Genomic DNA, 15,800 nt, shown 5'->3' with positions numbered 1-15,800 from the left:
ACCATGATGGCGACAAAAATAATTCCGCCCGCCGACGGCGCCTATGCCTATCCCTTGCTGATCAAGCAATTGCTGCTGTCCGGCGTGCGCTACGAGCCGGGCAGGGAAATCGTCTACGCCGACAAACTGCGCTACAGCTACCAGACCCTCAATCAGCGGATCCGTCGGCTGGCCAACGCCTTGACCGCTGCCGGCGTCAAGGCGGGTGATACCGTGGCCCTGCTCGACTGGGACAGCCATCGCTACCTGGAATGCTTCTTTGCCGTACCGATGATCGGCGCGGTGCTGCATACCGTGAACATCCGTCTTTCGCCGGATCAAGTGCTCTTCACCATGAACCATGCCGAGGATGACCTGGTGCTGGTACATGATGATTTCCTGCCGCTGGTAGAACAAATTCACGGACGGCTTGAAACCGTCAAAGGCTACCTGCAGCTCACGGACGACACAGCCACTCACACGTCGTTACCGGTGCTGGGCGAATATGAAAACCTGTTGGCCGGGTCGGCAGATCAGTACGACTTTCCCGATTTCGATGAAAACTCCGTCGCGACCCTGTTCTACACCACGGGCACCACTGGCGACCCTAAAGGCGTGTATTTCACCCACCGCCAGCTGGTCTTGCATACCTTGAATGCGGTGGGCACTTTGGGCGTCTATCAGGGGTTGCCGTTGCTGCGTTCCGATGATGTCTACATGCCGATCACACCGATGTTTCACGTGCATGCCTGGGGTGTGCCCTATGTCGCCACCCTGATGGGGATCAAGCAGGTCTACCCCGGGCGCTACGAGCCCAACAGCCTGGTCAGGCTGTATCGAGAGGAGAAGGTGACGTTCTCCCACTGTGTGCCGACCATTCTGCAAATGATCCTGAACTGCGAGGAAGCGGCACAGACACGTTTCGATGGCTGGAAAATGCTCTTGGGCGGCAGCGCGCTGACATTAGGTATTGCCAGCGAAGCGAGCGCCAAAGGTATTCAGGTGCACAGCGGCTACGGCATGTCGGAAACCTGTCCGTTGCTGTGCCTGACTTACCTGCGCGACGAAGACCTTGCTCAATCCACGCAAGCCCAACTGTCCACCCGCATCAAGACGGGCACACCGGTGCCGATGGTCGACCTGAAAATCATCGATGCCAGTGGCAATGAGGTTGCCCATGACGGCGAGTCTCTGGGCGAGATCGTGGTGCGCGCGCCCTGGCTGACCCAAGGCTATTTGAAGGAGCCGGAAAAGGGCGCCGAGTTGTGGCACAACGGCTGGCTGCACACCGGCGACATGGCCTCTATCGACCCGTTGGGTGGAGTGGAAATCAAGGATCGCATCAAGGATGTGATCAAGACGGGCGGGGAGTGGATCAGCTCGCTGGAACTGGAGAGCCTGATCAGCGAACACTCGGCCGTCATGTCGGTCGCAGTCGTGGGCATCGCCGATGAACAATGGGGCGAACGGCCGATGGCGCTGGTGGTGTGCGAGCCCGGGCAGTATCTCGATCGCAAGATCCTGGAGACGCACCTGCAAGGGTTCGTCGAGCGTGGCCGCATCAACAAATGGGCGATCCCCAAGCAGTTCAAGTTCGTCGCCGAAATCCCTAAAACCAGCGTCGGGAAGATTAACAAGAAGCTCATCCGGGAAAGTGAAGTGGGCTGAAAAAGGTGCGGTTGGGGGGGCTGCGTCAACCCTGATCACACGTCGCCAGGTGTTCTGTTTCGGATCAGCTGCTTTAAGGAACTGATGACTTGTCGGTGAGCTGCGCGGCGGACCACGGTGCGGGTCAATGCGCGAATATCGTGTTCGGAAGCACGGCTCACCGAGGCCTCGATTGGAGGTGACTGATGGCATCACTGACGACAAAAACCGTAGAGAAAATAATCAGGGTCGGGTTGGCGCGGAAAGACGCAATTGGCGTATCACTACGGTATCGCATAGACCTTGAACAGCTTTTTGGCCATGTCGCTGGCGCCACCCAGGTATTTGTCGAATGCCTGCTCAATCTCGCCGGAGCGGTACATTTCACTCAGCGTGGTGTCGACCAGCAAACGGAAGTTTTCATCGTCTCGATCCACCGCCATTGCAGTCGGTGCGTACTCAAAAATACGCTCCAGTAGAACCAGGTTTCCTGCAGAGTAATTTGTACTGAGGAGGTTCTTGAGCATCATGCGTTCAGCGAAGAAGGCATCGGCTTTGCCTTCGGCAACCAGTTTAAGGCCTGCGTCAGTGTTCTCTACTGTGACCAGAGTGGCTACCACTCCGAGTAATTGCATCTGCTGACGGATCCACGTCTCGGTGACGCCGCCAACGATGGTGGCATAGGTTTGGTTGGACAGTCCATGATTGACAGTCGCTCGCCACGTTGGCCCGGTATGAGCCACCTTGCCATTAAGCACATTGAGCAACGCCTCTGATGCATCCTGGCGCACCACGGCCGAGAGTCCGGCCGTGTAGATCGGTACCGAGTAGCTCACAGCCTCGCGTCGCTCCAGTGTGGGGGGCGTCGGCGTACAAAGAATGTCGATCTTCCCCGAGCTGACGGCGCTTATCTCGTCGGTGACCGTGACGGGCTGGTAACGTATTTGCAAACCGGGCAAACCCAACTTGGTCTTGACCTTGTCGGCGATTTTCAGACAGAGATCGATGGCATAACCGCCGGCTTTATCGGCTGCCTGGACGCTAAAAGGTGCGAAGTCCGGCAGGTAGCCGAGGGTAAAGGTGTTGCTCGCCCGCACGCGTTCAAGCGTATTGGCATCAGCCAGTACCGGTGCCAGCGTGAGCAGGCAAACGAGCAGCAGGTTGTTGGCTTTGGTCAGTTTCACGTTCATATCCTGGTTCCCCGAATTCAGAGGTTTGTGCAGTCCTGAAGACAACGGTCAAGGGTTGTCGGCCCGGGTCTGAGCGGTTGGAGATGGGTCGACAAAACGTTTGGCGAGGAAACTGTAGAGCAGGTAGCCGAACACCAGGACAAGGGTGCCGCCGAACACGGCGTCTTTGCCGCAGGCATACAGGGCGTACAAGGAATAGGCCACGGCAACCAGTAATAGCACTGTGTTGCGGGTGTATACGCCCGCACTGACTTTGGCTTTGTACATCATGACCAGCAGGCCGGTGGCCGCCGTCACATAGGGGATCAGGTTGGTCACTGCCGCGAGGCTGACGAGCTTTCCGAATTGGGCGCTGGCATTGGGCGAAATGGTCGATAGCGCCAACAAGGTCTGCAACACACCACAGACCAGCATCCCGACTATGGGGGCATTCCGTGTGCTGACCTTGCTGAACAGTTTCAGGAACATCCCTTGGTCAGCCGTCATCTTGGCGGTTTGCGCCAGGGTGAACTGCCAGCCCAGCAGCGAACCGACACAGGCCATCACCGCCAGCGCCATAATGATGTTGCCGACCGTGGGGTTAAACATGTGTGCGTAGACGAGCGCAAAAGGCGCCGATGAGTTGGCCAGTTCGGCATTGGGTATGATGCCCTGAATAACCGTAGTCGATAGCACATAGACCACTGCCGCACCGAGCGTGCCGAACAGGCAGGCCAGCGGCACGGTGCGCTTGGGATCTTCCACTGCATCGGAGGCCTGCGCCGCCGACTCCATGCCGAGGAAGGCCCACAGGGTCAGGGGAATCGCCTTGCTGATGGCTTCGGAGATTGGCAGGTTGTTCGGGTTCCAGGCGGCAGCCAGCACATCGGGCTTGAACCAGAACCAGCCGATGATGCTCAAGCCGGCCACCGGGATAATCACACCCCACACGGTTATCGCACCGATCTTGCCGGTGATGCCGGGGCCGCCAAAGTTGGCCACGGTGGTTAACCAGAGCAAGCCGACCGTTCCTATGAACAGCGGAATGGCGCCACTTCCCAGCCAGGGCACGAACGATGTCATGTACCCCACTGCGGAGATGGCGACCGCCACGTTGGCGATGGCCAGTGAAAGAAAGTACAGATACGAGCAGAGAAAAAATCCTGATTTTGCGTGCGCCTCTTCGGTGTAGGCGGATAACCCGCCTGAGCGCGGACAGTAGATGCCACACTGGGAAAAGCAGTACGCGATGGCCATGGAACCGACGGCAGTAACGATCCATGACAACAATGAAACGGCCCCGAGTTGGGCCATGCTCGTCGGCAACATGATGATGCCTGAGCCCATCATGTTCACTGTGACCAGTGTGGTGAGCCCCATGAGGCTCATTTTCTTGCTTGAGTCGGCCATCGGAAACTCCTTGATCTGCTCAACGCATTGACCCTGAATCCGGCGCCTGATTACTTGTCGTCGGGCAAGGGGCTAAATCCTGGTTTTTGACCACATAGACCTTGTAGATTGGCCGGCCCTGGCTGTTACGCTCAATTTCCACGCCATGATTGTCATGCTCGAAACCCGGGAAGTGGCCATCGAACAGTTCCATCGCCAACAAGTCGTCGACGATGGCCTTTTTATCGGCGCCGGCTTTTTCTCCGGGCATCATCAATGGAATGCCCGGCGGATAAGGAACGATCTGCACGGCCACGGTGCGATCAATCATGTCTCGCACGGCGATTTGCTCAATCTCGCCTTTCACCAGCCTGGCGTAGGTGGCCCGAGGCGAAGCGACTGGGTCCGGCAGCAAGGTGAAGGCCGCATCCATGTTGTGTAGCATTTGCGAGCTGATCATGTCCTGGTGCATGGCTTCGGCGAGGTCGTTCTGATCATGGTCTTTTTTCGCTGACGGTTGCCGTCAGCTTGTCCGCTTCGCTCACCCAACCGCCGCCTGTTGCCTTGTAAACATCGATCATGGCGGTGAACACCGAACCCCGGGTTTGGGTGTAATTCAACTCGGCATCGAACAAGCTGCGTTCGGCATCCAGGACTTCTATGTAGCTGGTGTAACCATTGTCGTAGCGCAATCGCGCAAACCTGGTGTAAGTGCGTAGCGCCTCGACCTGACTGGCTTGGGAAGCCATTTGCTCGCGGGATTTGCTCGCCGCCACCAAGGCGTTTTCAACATCCCTGAAGGCTGATTGAATCGACTGCTGATAGACCAGCAAGGTTTGTTGTTGAAAGGCCTCGGTCTGTTGGACCTGACCGGCGATCCCGCCAGCGGTGAAAATGGGCATGCTCGCGCCGACACCATAGGACCAGGTGGCGGCCGGCCCGGTGAACAAACCCGAGAGTTGGTTACTGACTGAGCCCAACAGCCCGGTCAGGGATATCGTCGGGAAGTACAGCGCCTTGGCGGCACCGATACGGGCATTGGCGGAGATCAGGTCCAGTTCGGCCTGACGTAGATCGGGGCGTCGCTCCAGCAAGTCCGAAGGCAACCCGGCGGGGACCGATGGCAAGGTCAGTTGCGTCAGATCACGGCCTCTGATGATGGGGCCCGGATTGCGTCCAAGCAGCACCGCCAAATTGTTTTCCTGTTGCGCCACCTGGTATTCGAGTAGCGATACAGACGCTTGGGTGCGCTGGAATTCGGAGAGGTTTTGCGCCAGTTCCATTTCGGAAATGGTGCCGGCGCCAAAGCGCAGTTTAAAAATTCCGTAGGAGTCGCCACGGGCCTTGGCGGTGGTGCGGGCGATTTCCAGCTGCCGGTCAAGATCGCGTAGCGCTATGTAGCTGGATGCCACCGACGATACCAGGCTCAGAATGACCGAACGCCGACCTTCCTCCGAGGCCAGCAAGTCAGCCCGCGCCGACTCATTGAGCCGCCGTAAACGACCCCAGACGTCCAACTCCCAGCTCACATTGAGGGTCGTCTGGTAGTTTTTGTAAATCGGGTCGACGCTGGAATCCAATGGTACCGGGCCGTTGTCGCGCGGTGCCCTGGCGCGACTGCCTTGCGCGGCGGCGCCGATTTGCGGAAACATCTGCGAGCGCACCACACCGTAACGGCCCTGGAATTCCTCGACCCGGGCGGCGGCAATCTTGATGTCTTTATTCTCGACCAGCGCACTGCGGATCAAGTCATTCAGGACCGGATCCTTGAACTGTTCCCACCACAGGGTGTTGGACAGATTGTTGGCCTCCTGCTCCGCATAGCGATAGGCAGCAGGGCTGTCTGTGGCAGGGCGCTGATAATCCGGGCCGAGCATACAGCCCGTCAGGCCCAGGCAAATCAACAACGGGAGATGGCGTGTGCGCATCTCAATCCCCCTCATGTCTGTGCAGGGGGGCGCCGCCGGGAATCTCCCCGGGCGACGTTAACGAAGGCGGCGGGGTTGTCTGTTTGACCGCGCCTTTTTTCTCAGTCAAACGTTCAACGAGGTAGTAGAAGAGAGGGATAAAGAAGATGGCGATGACGGTCGCCGCCAGCATCCCGCCGATCACACCTGTACCGATGGAGTGTCGACTGTTTTCGGAGGCCCCGACGGCAATGGCCAGCGGAACGCAACCCAAAATGAACGCCAGGGACGTCATCACGATAGGCCGCAAGCGCTCCTTGGCGGCAGTCATTGCAGCATCATAGGCGGACATGCCGTTTTCCCGGTTCAGTACCGCGAACTCGAAAATAAGGATGGCGTTCTTGGCGGCCAGGGCCACCAGCATGGTCAAGCCGATCTGGAAGTAAACGTCATTGCTTAACCCCCGGATCAGAACGGCAAGCAGTGCACCGAACAATGCGAAGGGCACCGCCAGCAATACGCCGACGGGCAGGGACCATTTCTCGTACTGAGCCGCCAGGATCAGGAACACCATGATCAGGCCGAAGATGAACACCTGAGAGGAGGCTCCCCCGCTTTTTTTCTCCTCGAAGGCTTCGCCACTCAAGGCCAGGGCGTAGTCGTTGGTCATGATTTCAGCGCTGATTTCTTCCAGGGCCTTGAGCGCTTGGCCGGAACTGTAGCCGGGTGCCGCGTTGGCAGTGAGTTTGACCGCCGGGAAGTTGTTGAAACGGGTCAGCAGGTCGGGACCGGTGACGTAGCGGGTGGTCAGCAGGGCCTTGAGCGGCACCATCCCAAGGTTTTTGCTGCGCACGAAAATCTGCTGCAAGTCTTCGGCCTTGAGCCGATAGCTCGGTTCAGCCTGCAGAATCACCTGCCACAGGCGGCTGAATTTATTGAATTGAGACACATAGAGAGAGCCGAACATGGTTTGCATGGTGCTGTAGACGTCTTCCACCGGTACCCCCAGCGTCTCTGCCTTTTCTCGGTCTACGTCGACCAGCAGTTGCCGGGAAAACACGTTGAAGGTGGAGGTGATCGCGCCGAGTTCCGGGCGCTGTTTGGCTTTTGCGACAAGGGTGCCGACCATCTCAGCCAATTGGTCGACGGTGGCGTCCCCCTTGCTTTGAACCCATACCTCCATGCCGCCTGTAGTGCCCAGGCCGGGAATGGATGGCGGATTGACCGGAAGAATGATCCCGCCCTGTACCGTGGAAAAGGCGCGGGCAGCTTTCTGAATCACCGCAGGGGCACTTTGTGCCTTGATTGTTTCCGAGTCCTTGTAGCGCTCCTCGAAATCCTTGAACCCGACGAAAAAGGCGCCGGCATTGTTCTTGTTCTGGCCGTCGAGCAGGCTGTAGCCGTTAACGATGGCGACGCCCTCGACGGCCTCATCGTTCATGAAGAAGTCACTGGCTACTTTGCCCACCTCGCCGGTGCGATCCAGACTCGCGGCATCGGGCATGATCACGGCCCCCAGCAGATAACCCTGGTCTTCCGGTGGCAGGAAGGCACTGGGAATGCGCTGCGCCATCACCGGAATCAGAGCGATCATGCCGGCAAAGAGTAACAACGCCAGGACAAAGCGCTTGATCATAAACGCCACCGAGCGTGAGTAGCCCTCGGTCATGCGTTCGAAGCTGCGCTCGAACCAGCGGAAAAAAGCGTTTTTTTCGCCGTGTTGGGGCTTGAGCAGCAGGGCCGCCAAGGCCGGCGAAAGTGTCAAGGCCACGAGGCCGGAGATCACCACGGAGATGGCGATGGTAATCGCAAACTGTTTGTAGAGTTGGCCGGTGATTCCCCCCATGAATGCCACCGGGATGAACACCGCGCACAGCACCAGCACGATGGCCACCACGGGACCGGCCACTTCATCCATGGCGCGTTTGGCCGCCTCCTTGGGGTTCATCTTGTGCACGTGCATATTGCGTTCGACGTTTTCAATCACCACGATGGCGTCGTCCACCACGATGCCGATGGCCAGCACCATGCCAAACAGCGTCAGCATGTTCACCGAAAACCCAAGGGCCGACATGCCGATAAAGGTGCCAACAATCGACACCGGCACGGCGAGCACCGGGATCAGTGTGGCGCGCAGGCTCTGCAGGAAGATGAAAACCACCACGACCACCAACACCAACGCTTCGAAAAAGGTGTGTATCACCTCGGAAATCGACGCGCGGGTAAACGCGGTGGTGTCCATCACGATTTTGTATTCGATCCCTTCGGGAAAGGTCGTCTTCATTTGCGCCAGGGTTGACGTCACGGCCGCCGAGACGTCCAGCGCGTTTGCCCCCGGTTGTTGGTACACCGCGATCAATGTGGCGGGACGTCCCTGATAGGTGCTGCGCAGGGAGTAGTCTTTTTGCCCGAGCTCGGCTCGACCAATGTCCTTCAGACGAACAATGGCAGCCCCGTCATTGCTCGCGCGCAAGATGATGTTCTCGAACTCCGCAGGTTCAGTCAGGCGTCCCTTGGTGGTCACGGCAAAAGACTGTTCCACGGCCTGGCCCGTCGGGGATTGACCCACACGGCCTACGGCGAATTGCTGGTTCTGGTTGGTGACCGCTTTCTGCACGTCAGCGGCAGTAATCCCCAACTGGGCCATTCGATCGGGTTTGAGCCAGATCCGCATGGCGTAGTCCGGTGTGCCAAAAATACTGGCTTGGTTGGCGCCCGGAATACGCTTGATCGCATCCAGAATGTAGAGGTTGGCGTAGTTGGCGACATAGGTGCTGTCATAGCGGTCGCCGGCAGAATACACGGCAAGAACCATCATGAACGCCGAGGATTTTTTCTGTACCTGAATACCCTGGCTCTGAACCGCGGAGGGCAATTGCGGCAGGGCCAGATTGACCCGGTTTTGCACGTCCACCTGGGCAAGAGAAGGGTCGGTGCCAATCTCGAAGAAGACGTTGAGGGTCATGTTGCCCGTCGCGGAGCTCGACGAGTTCATGTAGATCATGTTGTCGGCGCCGTTGACCTGCTGCTCGATTGGCGCTGCCACGTTATTGGCCACGACCTGTGCATCGGCCCCCGGGTAGGTTGCTGAAACCGTAATTTGCGGTGGCGTAATATCCGGGTACTGGGCGACCGGCAATTTAGCCATCGCCACTGCGCCAGCCAAGGTGATGATGATCGAGATCACCGACGCGAAGATGGGGCGATCAATGCAATAGTGTGAAATGCTCATGGGCTGCGCCCAGTGTCTTGCGCCGATTTGGCAGCTGTCGGTTTCGCCGTTGTCTCGCCTGCCTGCGCGGGGGGAGCGGGGGCGATGATATTCAGCGGCCCTCCGGGCGTCACTCTGATCGCTCCGTCGACCACTATGCGTTCGCCCGCTTGCAAGCCTTGGGTAATGAACCAGTCATCGCCATGCCAGTCACCCACTTCGACAACGCGTTGTTCGGGCTTGCCCTCTGCATTGATCACCCAGACGAAGTGGCTCTTGGAACCCTCCAGAACTGCCTTTTGCGGCACCACAATGGCGTTCGGCCTGGAAGCTCCGATTGCCCGCGCCCGTACGAATTGGCCGGGACGCAGTTGGCCGTTGGGGTTGGCCACCACGGCGCGGACCAGAAAGGTGCCAGTGTCCTGGCTATAAGAGGGTGCGGCAAAATTCAGGCGACCACGGTCAGGTACCACTGACCCGTCGGCCAGCACCACTTCAACGACAAACTCACTGCGCAAAGGGAATATGAGGTGCCCGGAGGCAATCTCGTCGCGGTACTTGAGCGTCTCGTTTTCCGAAAGACTGAAGTTGACGTAGATCGGGTCCATCTGTGAGACGGTGGTCAGCAGCCCGGACTCACCTGGTGTGACGTAACTGCCTTCCTGCTTTTTGGCAAAGCTTGAAAGGCCGGTGAGGGGAGAGGCGATGGTGGTGTAACTGAGGTTCAACTGCTCGGTTCGAACCGTGCCCTCGGCGGCAAGCACGGCGGCCCGGGTCTGACGCTCATCGCCGACCGCATTGTCCAGATCCATCTTGCTGACCGCATTCTGCGCCGCCAAGGGACGGACACGGGCCAGTGTGGCCTTGGCCACTTCCCAGCGTGCCTGTTGTTGAGCCAATTGGCCCTGCGCCGACAGCAACGAGGCTTCAAAAGGTTTACGGTCCATCTGGAACAGCGTTTGCCCGCTTTTCACCAAATCGCCTTCGGTGTACAGCCGCTTTTCCAGGAAGCCGGCAACCCGGGCGCGGATCTCCACCTCTCGGGAACTCTGTGTTTGGGCAACGAATTCGAACGTCACCGGGGTGTTGCGCGCGGTGACCGTCATGACCGTTACATCGGGGGCTTGACGGGCAAGCGTAGTGGGCTCTTTGCCGCAACCTGCAACCAGGCTTAAGACCCCTACCATAATGGCGATGGGCAAACCGACGAGCTGTCTGACAACGTTCATGTTTGCGCCCATGCCCATACTCCATAAAGGTCACTCGAACAAAAGCGTAGCCACTATGTCTTCACAATGCGAACTAATAAACCGAGGAAAATTTCACTGAAATCAATGATCACGACGAGCCAGCCGAGCAACCCATGGATTGGCACTCAAACCATGTAGTAGCACGCTGAGTAAAACGGTACAGACAGCGGTAGCCACCAAGGTACGACTGGCTTGTAGAGGGAAGTCCAATATCATCACGGCAAAGACGATACTTGCCAGACCTCGCGGGCCAAACCAACCGATGAACAGGCGGGTTTCGAAATCGAAACGAGTCCCTGCCAGGCTGATGAGCACAGGCAGTATGCGAATCACGGTCAGACTGAGCACTGCGTAGAGCCAGATGTTCAGGGTAAGACTGCTCCAGGCCCGAGGGATGACCAGCGCGCCAAATACGACCCAGGTAATGACCGATAACAGGCTGGCGAATTCTTCGCTGGCCTTAAGCAGGTGATGTTTTTGCTCGGTAAACAAATAGCTTGCGAACAACCCGCCGACGAACGCGGCGATAAACCCGCTACCGCCTAATGCTTGCGCTGTGGCGAAGCAAAGAATGGCTAACCCGGGCAGTGTCAGTTGTGACCACATGGGAGTTTGCCAATGGTGTTTTTCGGAGTGACGCTGCAACAGCCAGGCGATAAGCGTAAGGGCGATACCGATGACTGCACCGATGCCCAACTCCTCGACAATCAACTCCACGGCCAGCGAGAGGGGTGACTGCGTCTGCTGTTCGACCAGCAGGGCCAGGAACATCAACAGTACTGGAACGCAGATGCCATCATTCAAACCGCTCTCCACGTTTAACCCTTCACGCACGGACGCCGAAACCTTGGGATTGCTCACAACGGCCTTACCCAGCGCAGCATCGGTGGGCGCCAGAAGGGTCGCCAGTATTGCCAATTCCACCAGGGGCACCTGCGGGAACAGCCAAATGCCGACCAACCAACCACTTAGCATGGTCAGTGGCAGCCCTATCATCAACAAGCGCAGCGGCACTCCTTCGTGCGCTCTTAGAACCTTGAGGTCGGCGTTGGCTGCATCGCTGAAGAGAACAATCGCCAATGTCAGTTCTGCGAGGATCTTGAGGCCGTCCTTGTCAATCCGGGGTTGGAGAATCCCCAGAAACGCCGGGCCGAGAATCAGACCGGCAAGCATGAACATGAGCGGACCATTGAGCAGACGTGACTCGAAACGCCCCGCAAATAGGCTGTAGGTCAGGAGGAAAGCGGCAAGCAGGGCTAAGTTCTGATACATCGATGACCTGCTTGTCCAGGTTGATGCTACGGCAATGGCATCATTGCCCTTCTGACTCGGCGCTTAAAACGCAGAAAAGTCAGGTTATTCCAGATGCTCGGGTTTGACCGTGTCCCCCGACTTCATATCCAGCTGCACCCTGACATCTTCGAACATCAAGTCGTAGTTTTTATGCATTGAACCGATGGCGCTGTACATCTTGGGTATGCCGTACTTCTCTGCAATTTGCGTGACGTTGCGACCAAAGTTGTAGGCCTGGTCCTTGGGCAGGAAGAATTTTTCTTCCATCTCCCGGCCCTGGATACTGCCGTGCATCGTGAACAGCATGCCTTTACCTTCCTTGGGATCCTGGTGGACTTCATAGTCGATGCATATGTTGTAACTGACATCGTCCTTGTTCAGCGCGTGGCGCTCGATGTGCAGATGACCGGGCTCAAAGGTAGCCATTGTTGTCTCTCCTTCAAAAAGGCATTGAATCAGGGCGGGTTTCAGGCCGTCCCCGGAGTTCTTTTATTGGTAGCTAATGCCAGGTTTCGCTGTGCTGATGCGGGTGCCGGCCGTGCCCTGAACGATGGCCTCGATGTCCGAGAGTGAGCCGATCACCGCGACTTTTCCGGTATGGCGGGCGAACTCGCAGGCGGCCTGAACCTTCGGTCCCATGGAGCCTGCTGCGAAGCCGAGTTTTTCCATTTCGTCGGGGTGTGCCTGAGCGATGGCCTTTTGGGTCGGTTTGCCGAAGTCGATGTAGGCGGCGTTGACGTCGGTGGCGATCACCAACAGATCGCTTTCCAGCTGTTCGGCCAGCAGCGCCGAGCACAGGTCTTTATCGATCACCGCTTCCACGCCCTGCAGTTTGCCGCTGGCGCCGTACATCGTCGGGATGCCGCCACCGCCGGCGCAAATCACGATGCTGCCTTTTTCCAGCAGCCATTTGATCGGGCGTATTTCGAAGATGCGTTTCGGTCTCGGGCTGGCGACTACGCGGCGGAACTTGTCACCATCCGGGGCAATCGCCCAGCCTTTCTCTGCCGCGAGTTTTTCTGCCTCTGCTTTAGCGTAGACCGGGCCGATGGGTTTGGTGGGGTTCTGGAAGGCCGGGTCATTGGCATCGACTTCGACTTGAGTGAGCAGGGTGGCGAAGGGCACTTCGAAGTCCAGCAGATTGCCCAGTTCCTGTTCAATGATGTAGCCGATCATGCCTTCGGTTTCGGCGCCGAGTACGTCCAGCGGGTACGGCGAAACCGAGGTGTAGGCGGCGGCTTGCAGCGACAACAGGCCCACTTGCGGGCCATTACCGTGGGCGATGACCAGTTCATTGCCGGCATAAATCTTGGCGATCTGTTCGGTGGCGACGCGGATGTTGGCGCGCTGGTTATCCGCGGTCATGGGCTCACCACGGCGGAGCAGGGCGTTACCGCCCAGAGCAACGACGATACGCATAATGCAGTCCTTCTAAATGAGGTGACTCGGTCTCCCTGTCGAAACCCGGTCAATGTGGGAGCGAGCCTGCTCGCGAAAGCGGTGTATCAGTCGACATTAATGGTGAATGTAAGTCCGTCTTCGCGAGCAGGCTCGCTCCCACAAGGTTTGTATTCCTGCAGGAGGAGCCGCATGGGTCCTTAGATATCCGCCAACGCCGACACCAGGATCGCCTTAATAGTGTGCATGCGATTTTCCGCTTGCTCGAAGGCGATGTTGGCCGGCGATTCGAAGACTTCTTCGGTCACCTCGACGCCATTGGCCAGGTGCGGATAGCGCGCGGCGATGTCCTTGCCGACCTTGGTTTCGCTGTTGTGGAACGCCGGCAAACAATGCATGAATTTCACGCGCGGGTTGCCGGCGGCCTTCATCATCTCGGCGTTGACCTGGTACGGCAACAGTTGCTCGATGCGTTCGTCCCATGCCTCCACTGGCTCACCCATCGACACCCAAATGTCGGTGTGGATGAAGTCCACGCCCTTGACCGCTTCTTTCGGGTCTTCGGTGATGGTAATGCGCGCGCCGCTTTCTTTGGCGAAGGCTTTGCACTGGGCAATGAAGTCAGCGTGTGGCCACAGGGCTTTCGGCGCGCCGATTCGCACGTCCATGCCGAGTTTGGCGCCGATCATCAGCAGCGAGTTGCCCATGTTGTAGCGGGCGTCACCGAGGTAAGCGTAGCTGATGTCGTGCAGCGGTTTGTCGCTGTGTTCGCGCATGGTCAGGGTGTCGGCGATCATTTGGGTCGGGTGGAATTCAGCGGTCAGGCCGTTGAACACCGGCACGCCGGCAAACTTGGCCAACTCCTCGACGATTTCCTGTTCAAAGCCACGGTACTCGATGGCATCGAACATACGCCCCAGCACGCGGGCGGTGTCTTTCATGCTTTCCTTGTGGCCGATCTGCGACGACACGGGGTCGATGTAGGTGACGTGGGCACCCTGATCATGGGCCGCGACTTCGAAGGCACAACGGGTGCGCGTCGAGGTTTTCTCGAAGATCAGTGCAATGTTCTTGCCTTGCAGGTGCGGACGCTCGGTGCCGGTGTACTTGGCGCGTTTGAGGTCGCGGGAAAGGTCCAGCAAATAGTGCAACTCGCGAGTCGTATGGTGCATCAGCGAGAGCAGGCTGCGGTTGCGCATGTTGAAAGCCATTTTGGATCTCCTTAGGTGTCGGTTATCCCCTTGGCCGCGCATGCCTTGGTGTAGAAGGCAGCGCGAGTCGAGGTGGGCCATTTTAATAGTCGATAGGGTCACGAATGATCGGGCACGTCATGCAGTGGCCGCCGCCACGGCCGCGGCCCAATTCGCCGGCGCTGATGGTGATGACTTCCACACCGGCCTTGCGCAGCAGGGTGTTGGTGTAGGTGTTGCGGTCATAACCGATGACCACGCCTGGTTCCACGGCCACCACGTTGTTGCCGTCATCCCACTGCTCGCGTTCGGCGGCGAAGCTGTTGCCGCCGGTTTCCACCACGCGCAATGCTTTGAGGTTAAGGGCTTTGGCCACGGTGTCGAGGAAGTTGGTCTCTTCGCGACGGATGTCGATGTTCCCCGGTTTGCTTTCGTCAGGGCGAAGGGTGAAGGCCACAATCTGGTTCACCACTTCCGGGAAGATGGTCACCACATCGCGGTCGCAGAAACTGAACACCGTGTCCAGGTGCATCGCCGCACGGGATTTCGGCAGGCCGGCGACAATCACTTTCTCGACGGCTTTGTTCTTGAACAAATTGACTGCCAGTTGGCCGATAGCCTGACGAGACGAGCGTTCGCCCATACCGATCAAAACCACCCCGTTACCAATCGGCATGACGTCACCCCCTTCCAGGGTGGAACTGCCGTGCTCCTTGTCCGGATCGCCATACCATATCTGGAAGTCGGCGTTGGTGAACTGCGGATGGAACTTGTAGATGGCCGTCGTCAGCAGGGTTTCCTGACGGCGGGCCGGCCAGTACATCGGGTTCAGCGTCACACCGCCGTAAATCCAGCACGTGGTATCGCGGGTGAACTGGGTGTTGGGCAGCGGCGGGAGGATGAAGCTGGAGTGCCCGAGAAAATCGCGGAACATCTGGATGGTCTTGCCGCCGAAGCTGTCCGGCAGGTCGTCAGCAGACACCCCGCCAATCAGGAACTCGGCAATCTTGCGCGGCTCGAGGCTGCGCAGCCAGGAACCGGTTTCGTTGATCAATCCCAACCCAACCGAGTCGGCGGTGATCTTGCGTTCCAGAATCCAGTCCAACGCTTCCGGGATGGCGACGATATCGGTCAGCAGGTTGTGCATTTCCAGCACGTCGACGTTGCGCTCGCGCATTTTGGTGACGAAGTCGAAATGGTCGCGCTTGGCTTGGGCGACCCACAACACATCGTCGAACAGCAGTTCGTCACAGTTGTTCGGGGTCAGCCGCTGGTGAGCCAGGCCTGGAGAGCAAACCATGACTTTACGCAGTTTGCCGGCTTCGGAATGGACGCCGTACTTAACTTTTTCGGTGGTCATTACAGTG

The 15,800-nt window shown here is 58.2% G+C and carries 11 protein-coding genes and 1 pseudogene; 1 reads left to right on the top strand and 11 read right to left on the bottom strand.

Features of this window, described 5'->3' with window-relative positions:
* Positions 1-3: 3 nt before the first annotated feature.
* Positions 4-1,647 (top strand): fatty acid--CoA ligase, encoded by a 1,644-nt coding sequence (locus tag KGB03_RS11555; RefSeq protein WP_223527117.1) that lies wholly within the window; start codon positions 4-6, stop codon positions 1,645-1,647.
* Between the two features lie 263 nt (positions 1,648-1,910).
* On the opposite strand, the gene KGB03_RS11550 is transcribed toward KGB03_RS11555, so the two are convergent.
* The 11 genes and pseudogenes from KGB03_RS11550 to arcA form a co-directional block, all read right to left on the bottom strand.
* Positions 1,911-2,816 (bottom strand): amino acid ABC transporter substrate-binding protein, encoded by a 906-nt coding sequence (locus KGB03_RS11550; protein ID WP_218537195.1) that lies wholly within the window; start codon positions 2,814-2,816, stop codon positions 1,911-1,913.
* Between the two features lie 48 nt (positions 2,817-2,864).
* Positions 2,865-4,205, bottom strand: coding sequence for a putrescine-ornithine antiporter (gene potE / locus KGB03_RS11545; RefSeq protein ID WP_223527116.1), 1,341 nt, complete (start codon positions 4,203-4,205; stop codon positions 2,865-2,867).
* A 19-nt stretch (positions 4,206-4,224) separates the two neighbouring features.
* A pseudogene (locus tag KGB03_RS11540) lies at positions 4,225-4,662 on the bottom strand (hypothetical protein); the annotation flags it as partial.
* Between the two features lie 16 nt (positions 4,663-4,678).
* A complete protein-coding gene (locus KGB03_RS11535; RefSeq protein WP_223527114.1) occupies positions 4,679-6,112 on the bottom strand; it encodes an efflux transporter outer membrane subunit in 1,434 nt (477 codons plus the stop codon).
* Between the two features lies 1 nt (position 6,113).
* Entirely contained in the window at positions 6,114-9,323 is a 3,210-nt protein-coding gene (locus KGB03_RS11530) for an efflux RND transporter permease subunit (protein WP_223527113.1), read from the bottom strand.
* Positions 9,320-10,408, bottom strand: coding sequence for an efflux RND transporter periplasmic adaptor subunit (locus tag KGB03_RS11525; RefSeq protein ID WP_309140072.1), 1,089 nt, complete (start codon positions 10,406-10,408; stop codon positions 9,320-9,322). Before KGB03_RS11525 ends, KGB03_RS11530 begins: the two co-directional genes overlap by 4 nt.
* Positions 10,409-10,633: 225 nt before the next feature.
* Positions 10,634-11,824 carry a cation:proton antiporter gene (locus KGB03_RS11520; RefSeq protein WP_223527111.1) on the bottom strand — a complete coding sequence of 397 codons (1,191 nt, stop codon included), beginning with the start codon at positions 11,822-11,824 and terminating at the stop codon, positions 10,634-10,636.
* An 84-nt stretch (positions 11,825-11,908) separates the two neighbouring features.
* On the bottom strand, positions 11,909-12,271 hold the full coding sequence (locus tag KGB03_RS11515) for a DUF5064 family protein (RefSeq protein ID WP_218537187.1): 363 nt from the start codon (positions 12,269-12,271) through the stop codon (positions 11,909-11,911).
* A 63-nt stretch (positions 12,272-12,334) separates the two neighbouring features.
* Positions 12,335-13,264 (bottom strand): carbamate kinase, encoded by a 930-nt coding sequence (gene arcC / locus KGB03_RS11510; RefSeq protein ID WP_111449877.1) that lies wholly within the window; start codon positions 13,262-13,264, stop codon positions 12,335-12,337.
* A 179-nt stretch (positions 13,265-13,443) separates the two neighbouring features.
* Entirely contained in the window at positions 13,444-14,454 is a 1,011-nt protein-coding gene (locus KGB03_RS11505) for an ornithine carbamoyltransferase (protein WP_111449876.1), read from the bottom strand.
* An 82-nt stretch (positions 14,455-14,536) separates the two neighbouring features.
* On the bottom strand, positions 14,537-15,793 hold the full coding sequence (gene arcA / locus KGB03_RS11500; protein WP_223527110.1) for an arginine deiminase: 1,257 nt from the start codon (positions 15,791-15,793) through the stop codon (positions 14,537-14,539).
* Positions 15,794-15,800: the final 7 nt, after the last annotated feature.

The sequence above is a fragment of the Pseudomonas sp. BF-B-26 genome (genome assembly GCF_019956495.1).
Classification (GTDB): Bacteria; Pseudomonadota; Gammaproteobacteria; order Pseudomonadales; family Pseudomonadaceae; genus Aquipseudomonas.
Note: the sequence above shows the minus strand (reverse complement) of the source record. Positions and strands in the feature narration are given on the sequence as shown.

Excerpts from the sequence above, each read along its gene's own strand:
- KGB03_RS11525 (WP_309140072.1), bottom strand. The coding sequence starts at position 10,408 with ATGACGGTCACCGCGCGCAACACCCCGGTGACGTTCGAATTCGTTGCC.
- potE (WP_223527116.1), bottom strand. The coding sequence starts at position 4,205 with ATGGCCGACTCAAGCAAGAAAATGAGCCTCATGGGGCTCACCACACTG.
- KGB03_RS11550 (WP_218537195.1), bottom strand. The coding sequence starts at position 2,816 with ATGAACGTGAAACTGACCAAAGCCAACAACCTGCTGCTCGTTTGCCTG.
- KGB03_RS11520 (WP_223527111.1), bottom strand. The coding sequence starts at position 11,824 with ATGTATCAGAACTTAGCCCTGCTTGCCGCTTTCCTCCTGACCTACAGC.
- KGB03_RS11515 (WP_218537187.1), bottom strand. The coding sequence starts at position 12,271 with ATGGCTACCTTTGAGCCCGGTCATCTGCACATCGAGCGCCACGCGCTG.
- arcC (WP_111449877.1), bottom strand. The coding sequence starts at position 13,264 with ATGCGTATCGTCGTTGCTCTGGGCGGTAACGCCCTGCTCCGCCGTGGT.
- arcA (WP_223527110.1), bottom strand. The coding sequence starts at position 15,793 with ATGACCACCGAAAAAGTTAAGTACGGCGTCCATTCCGAAGCCGGCAAA.
- KGB03_RS11555 (WP_223527117.1), top strand. The coding sequence starts at position 4 with ATGATGGCGACAAAAATAATTCCGCCCGCCGACGGCGCCTATGCCTAT.
- KGB03_RS11530 (WP_223527113.1), bottom strand. The coding sequence starts at position 9,323 with ATGAGCATTTCACACTATTGCATTGATCGCCCCATCTTCGCGTCGGTG.
- KGB03_RS11535 (WP_223527114.1), bottom strand. The coding sequence starts at position 6,112 with ATGCGCACACGCCATCTCCCGTTGTTGATTTGCCTGGGCCTGACGGGC.
- KGB03_RS11505 (WP_111449876.1), bottom strand. The coding sequence starts at position 14,454 with ATGGCTTTCAACATGCGCAACCGCAGCCTGCTCTCGCTGATGCACCAT.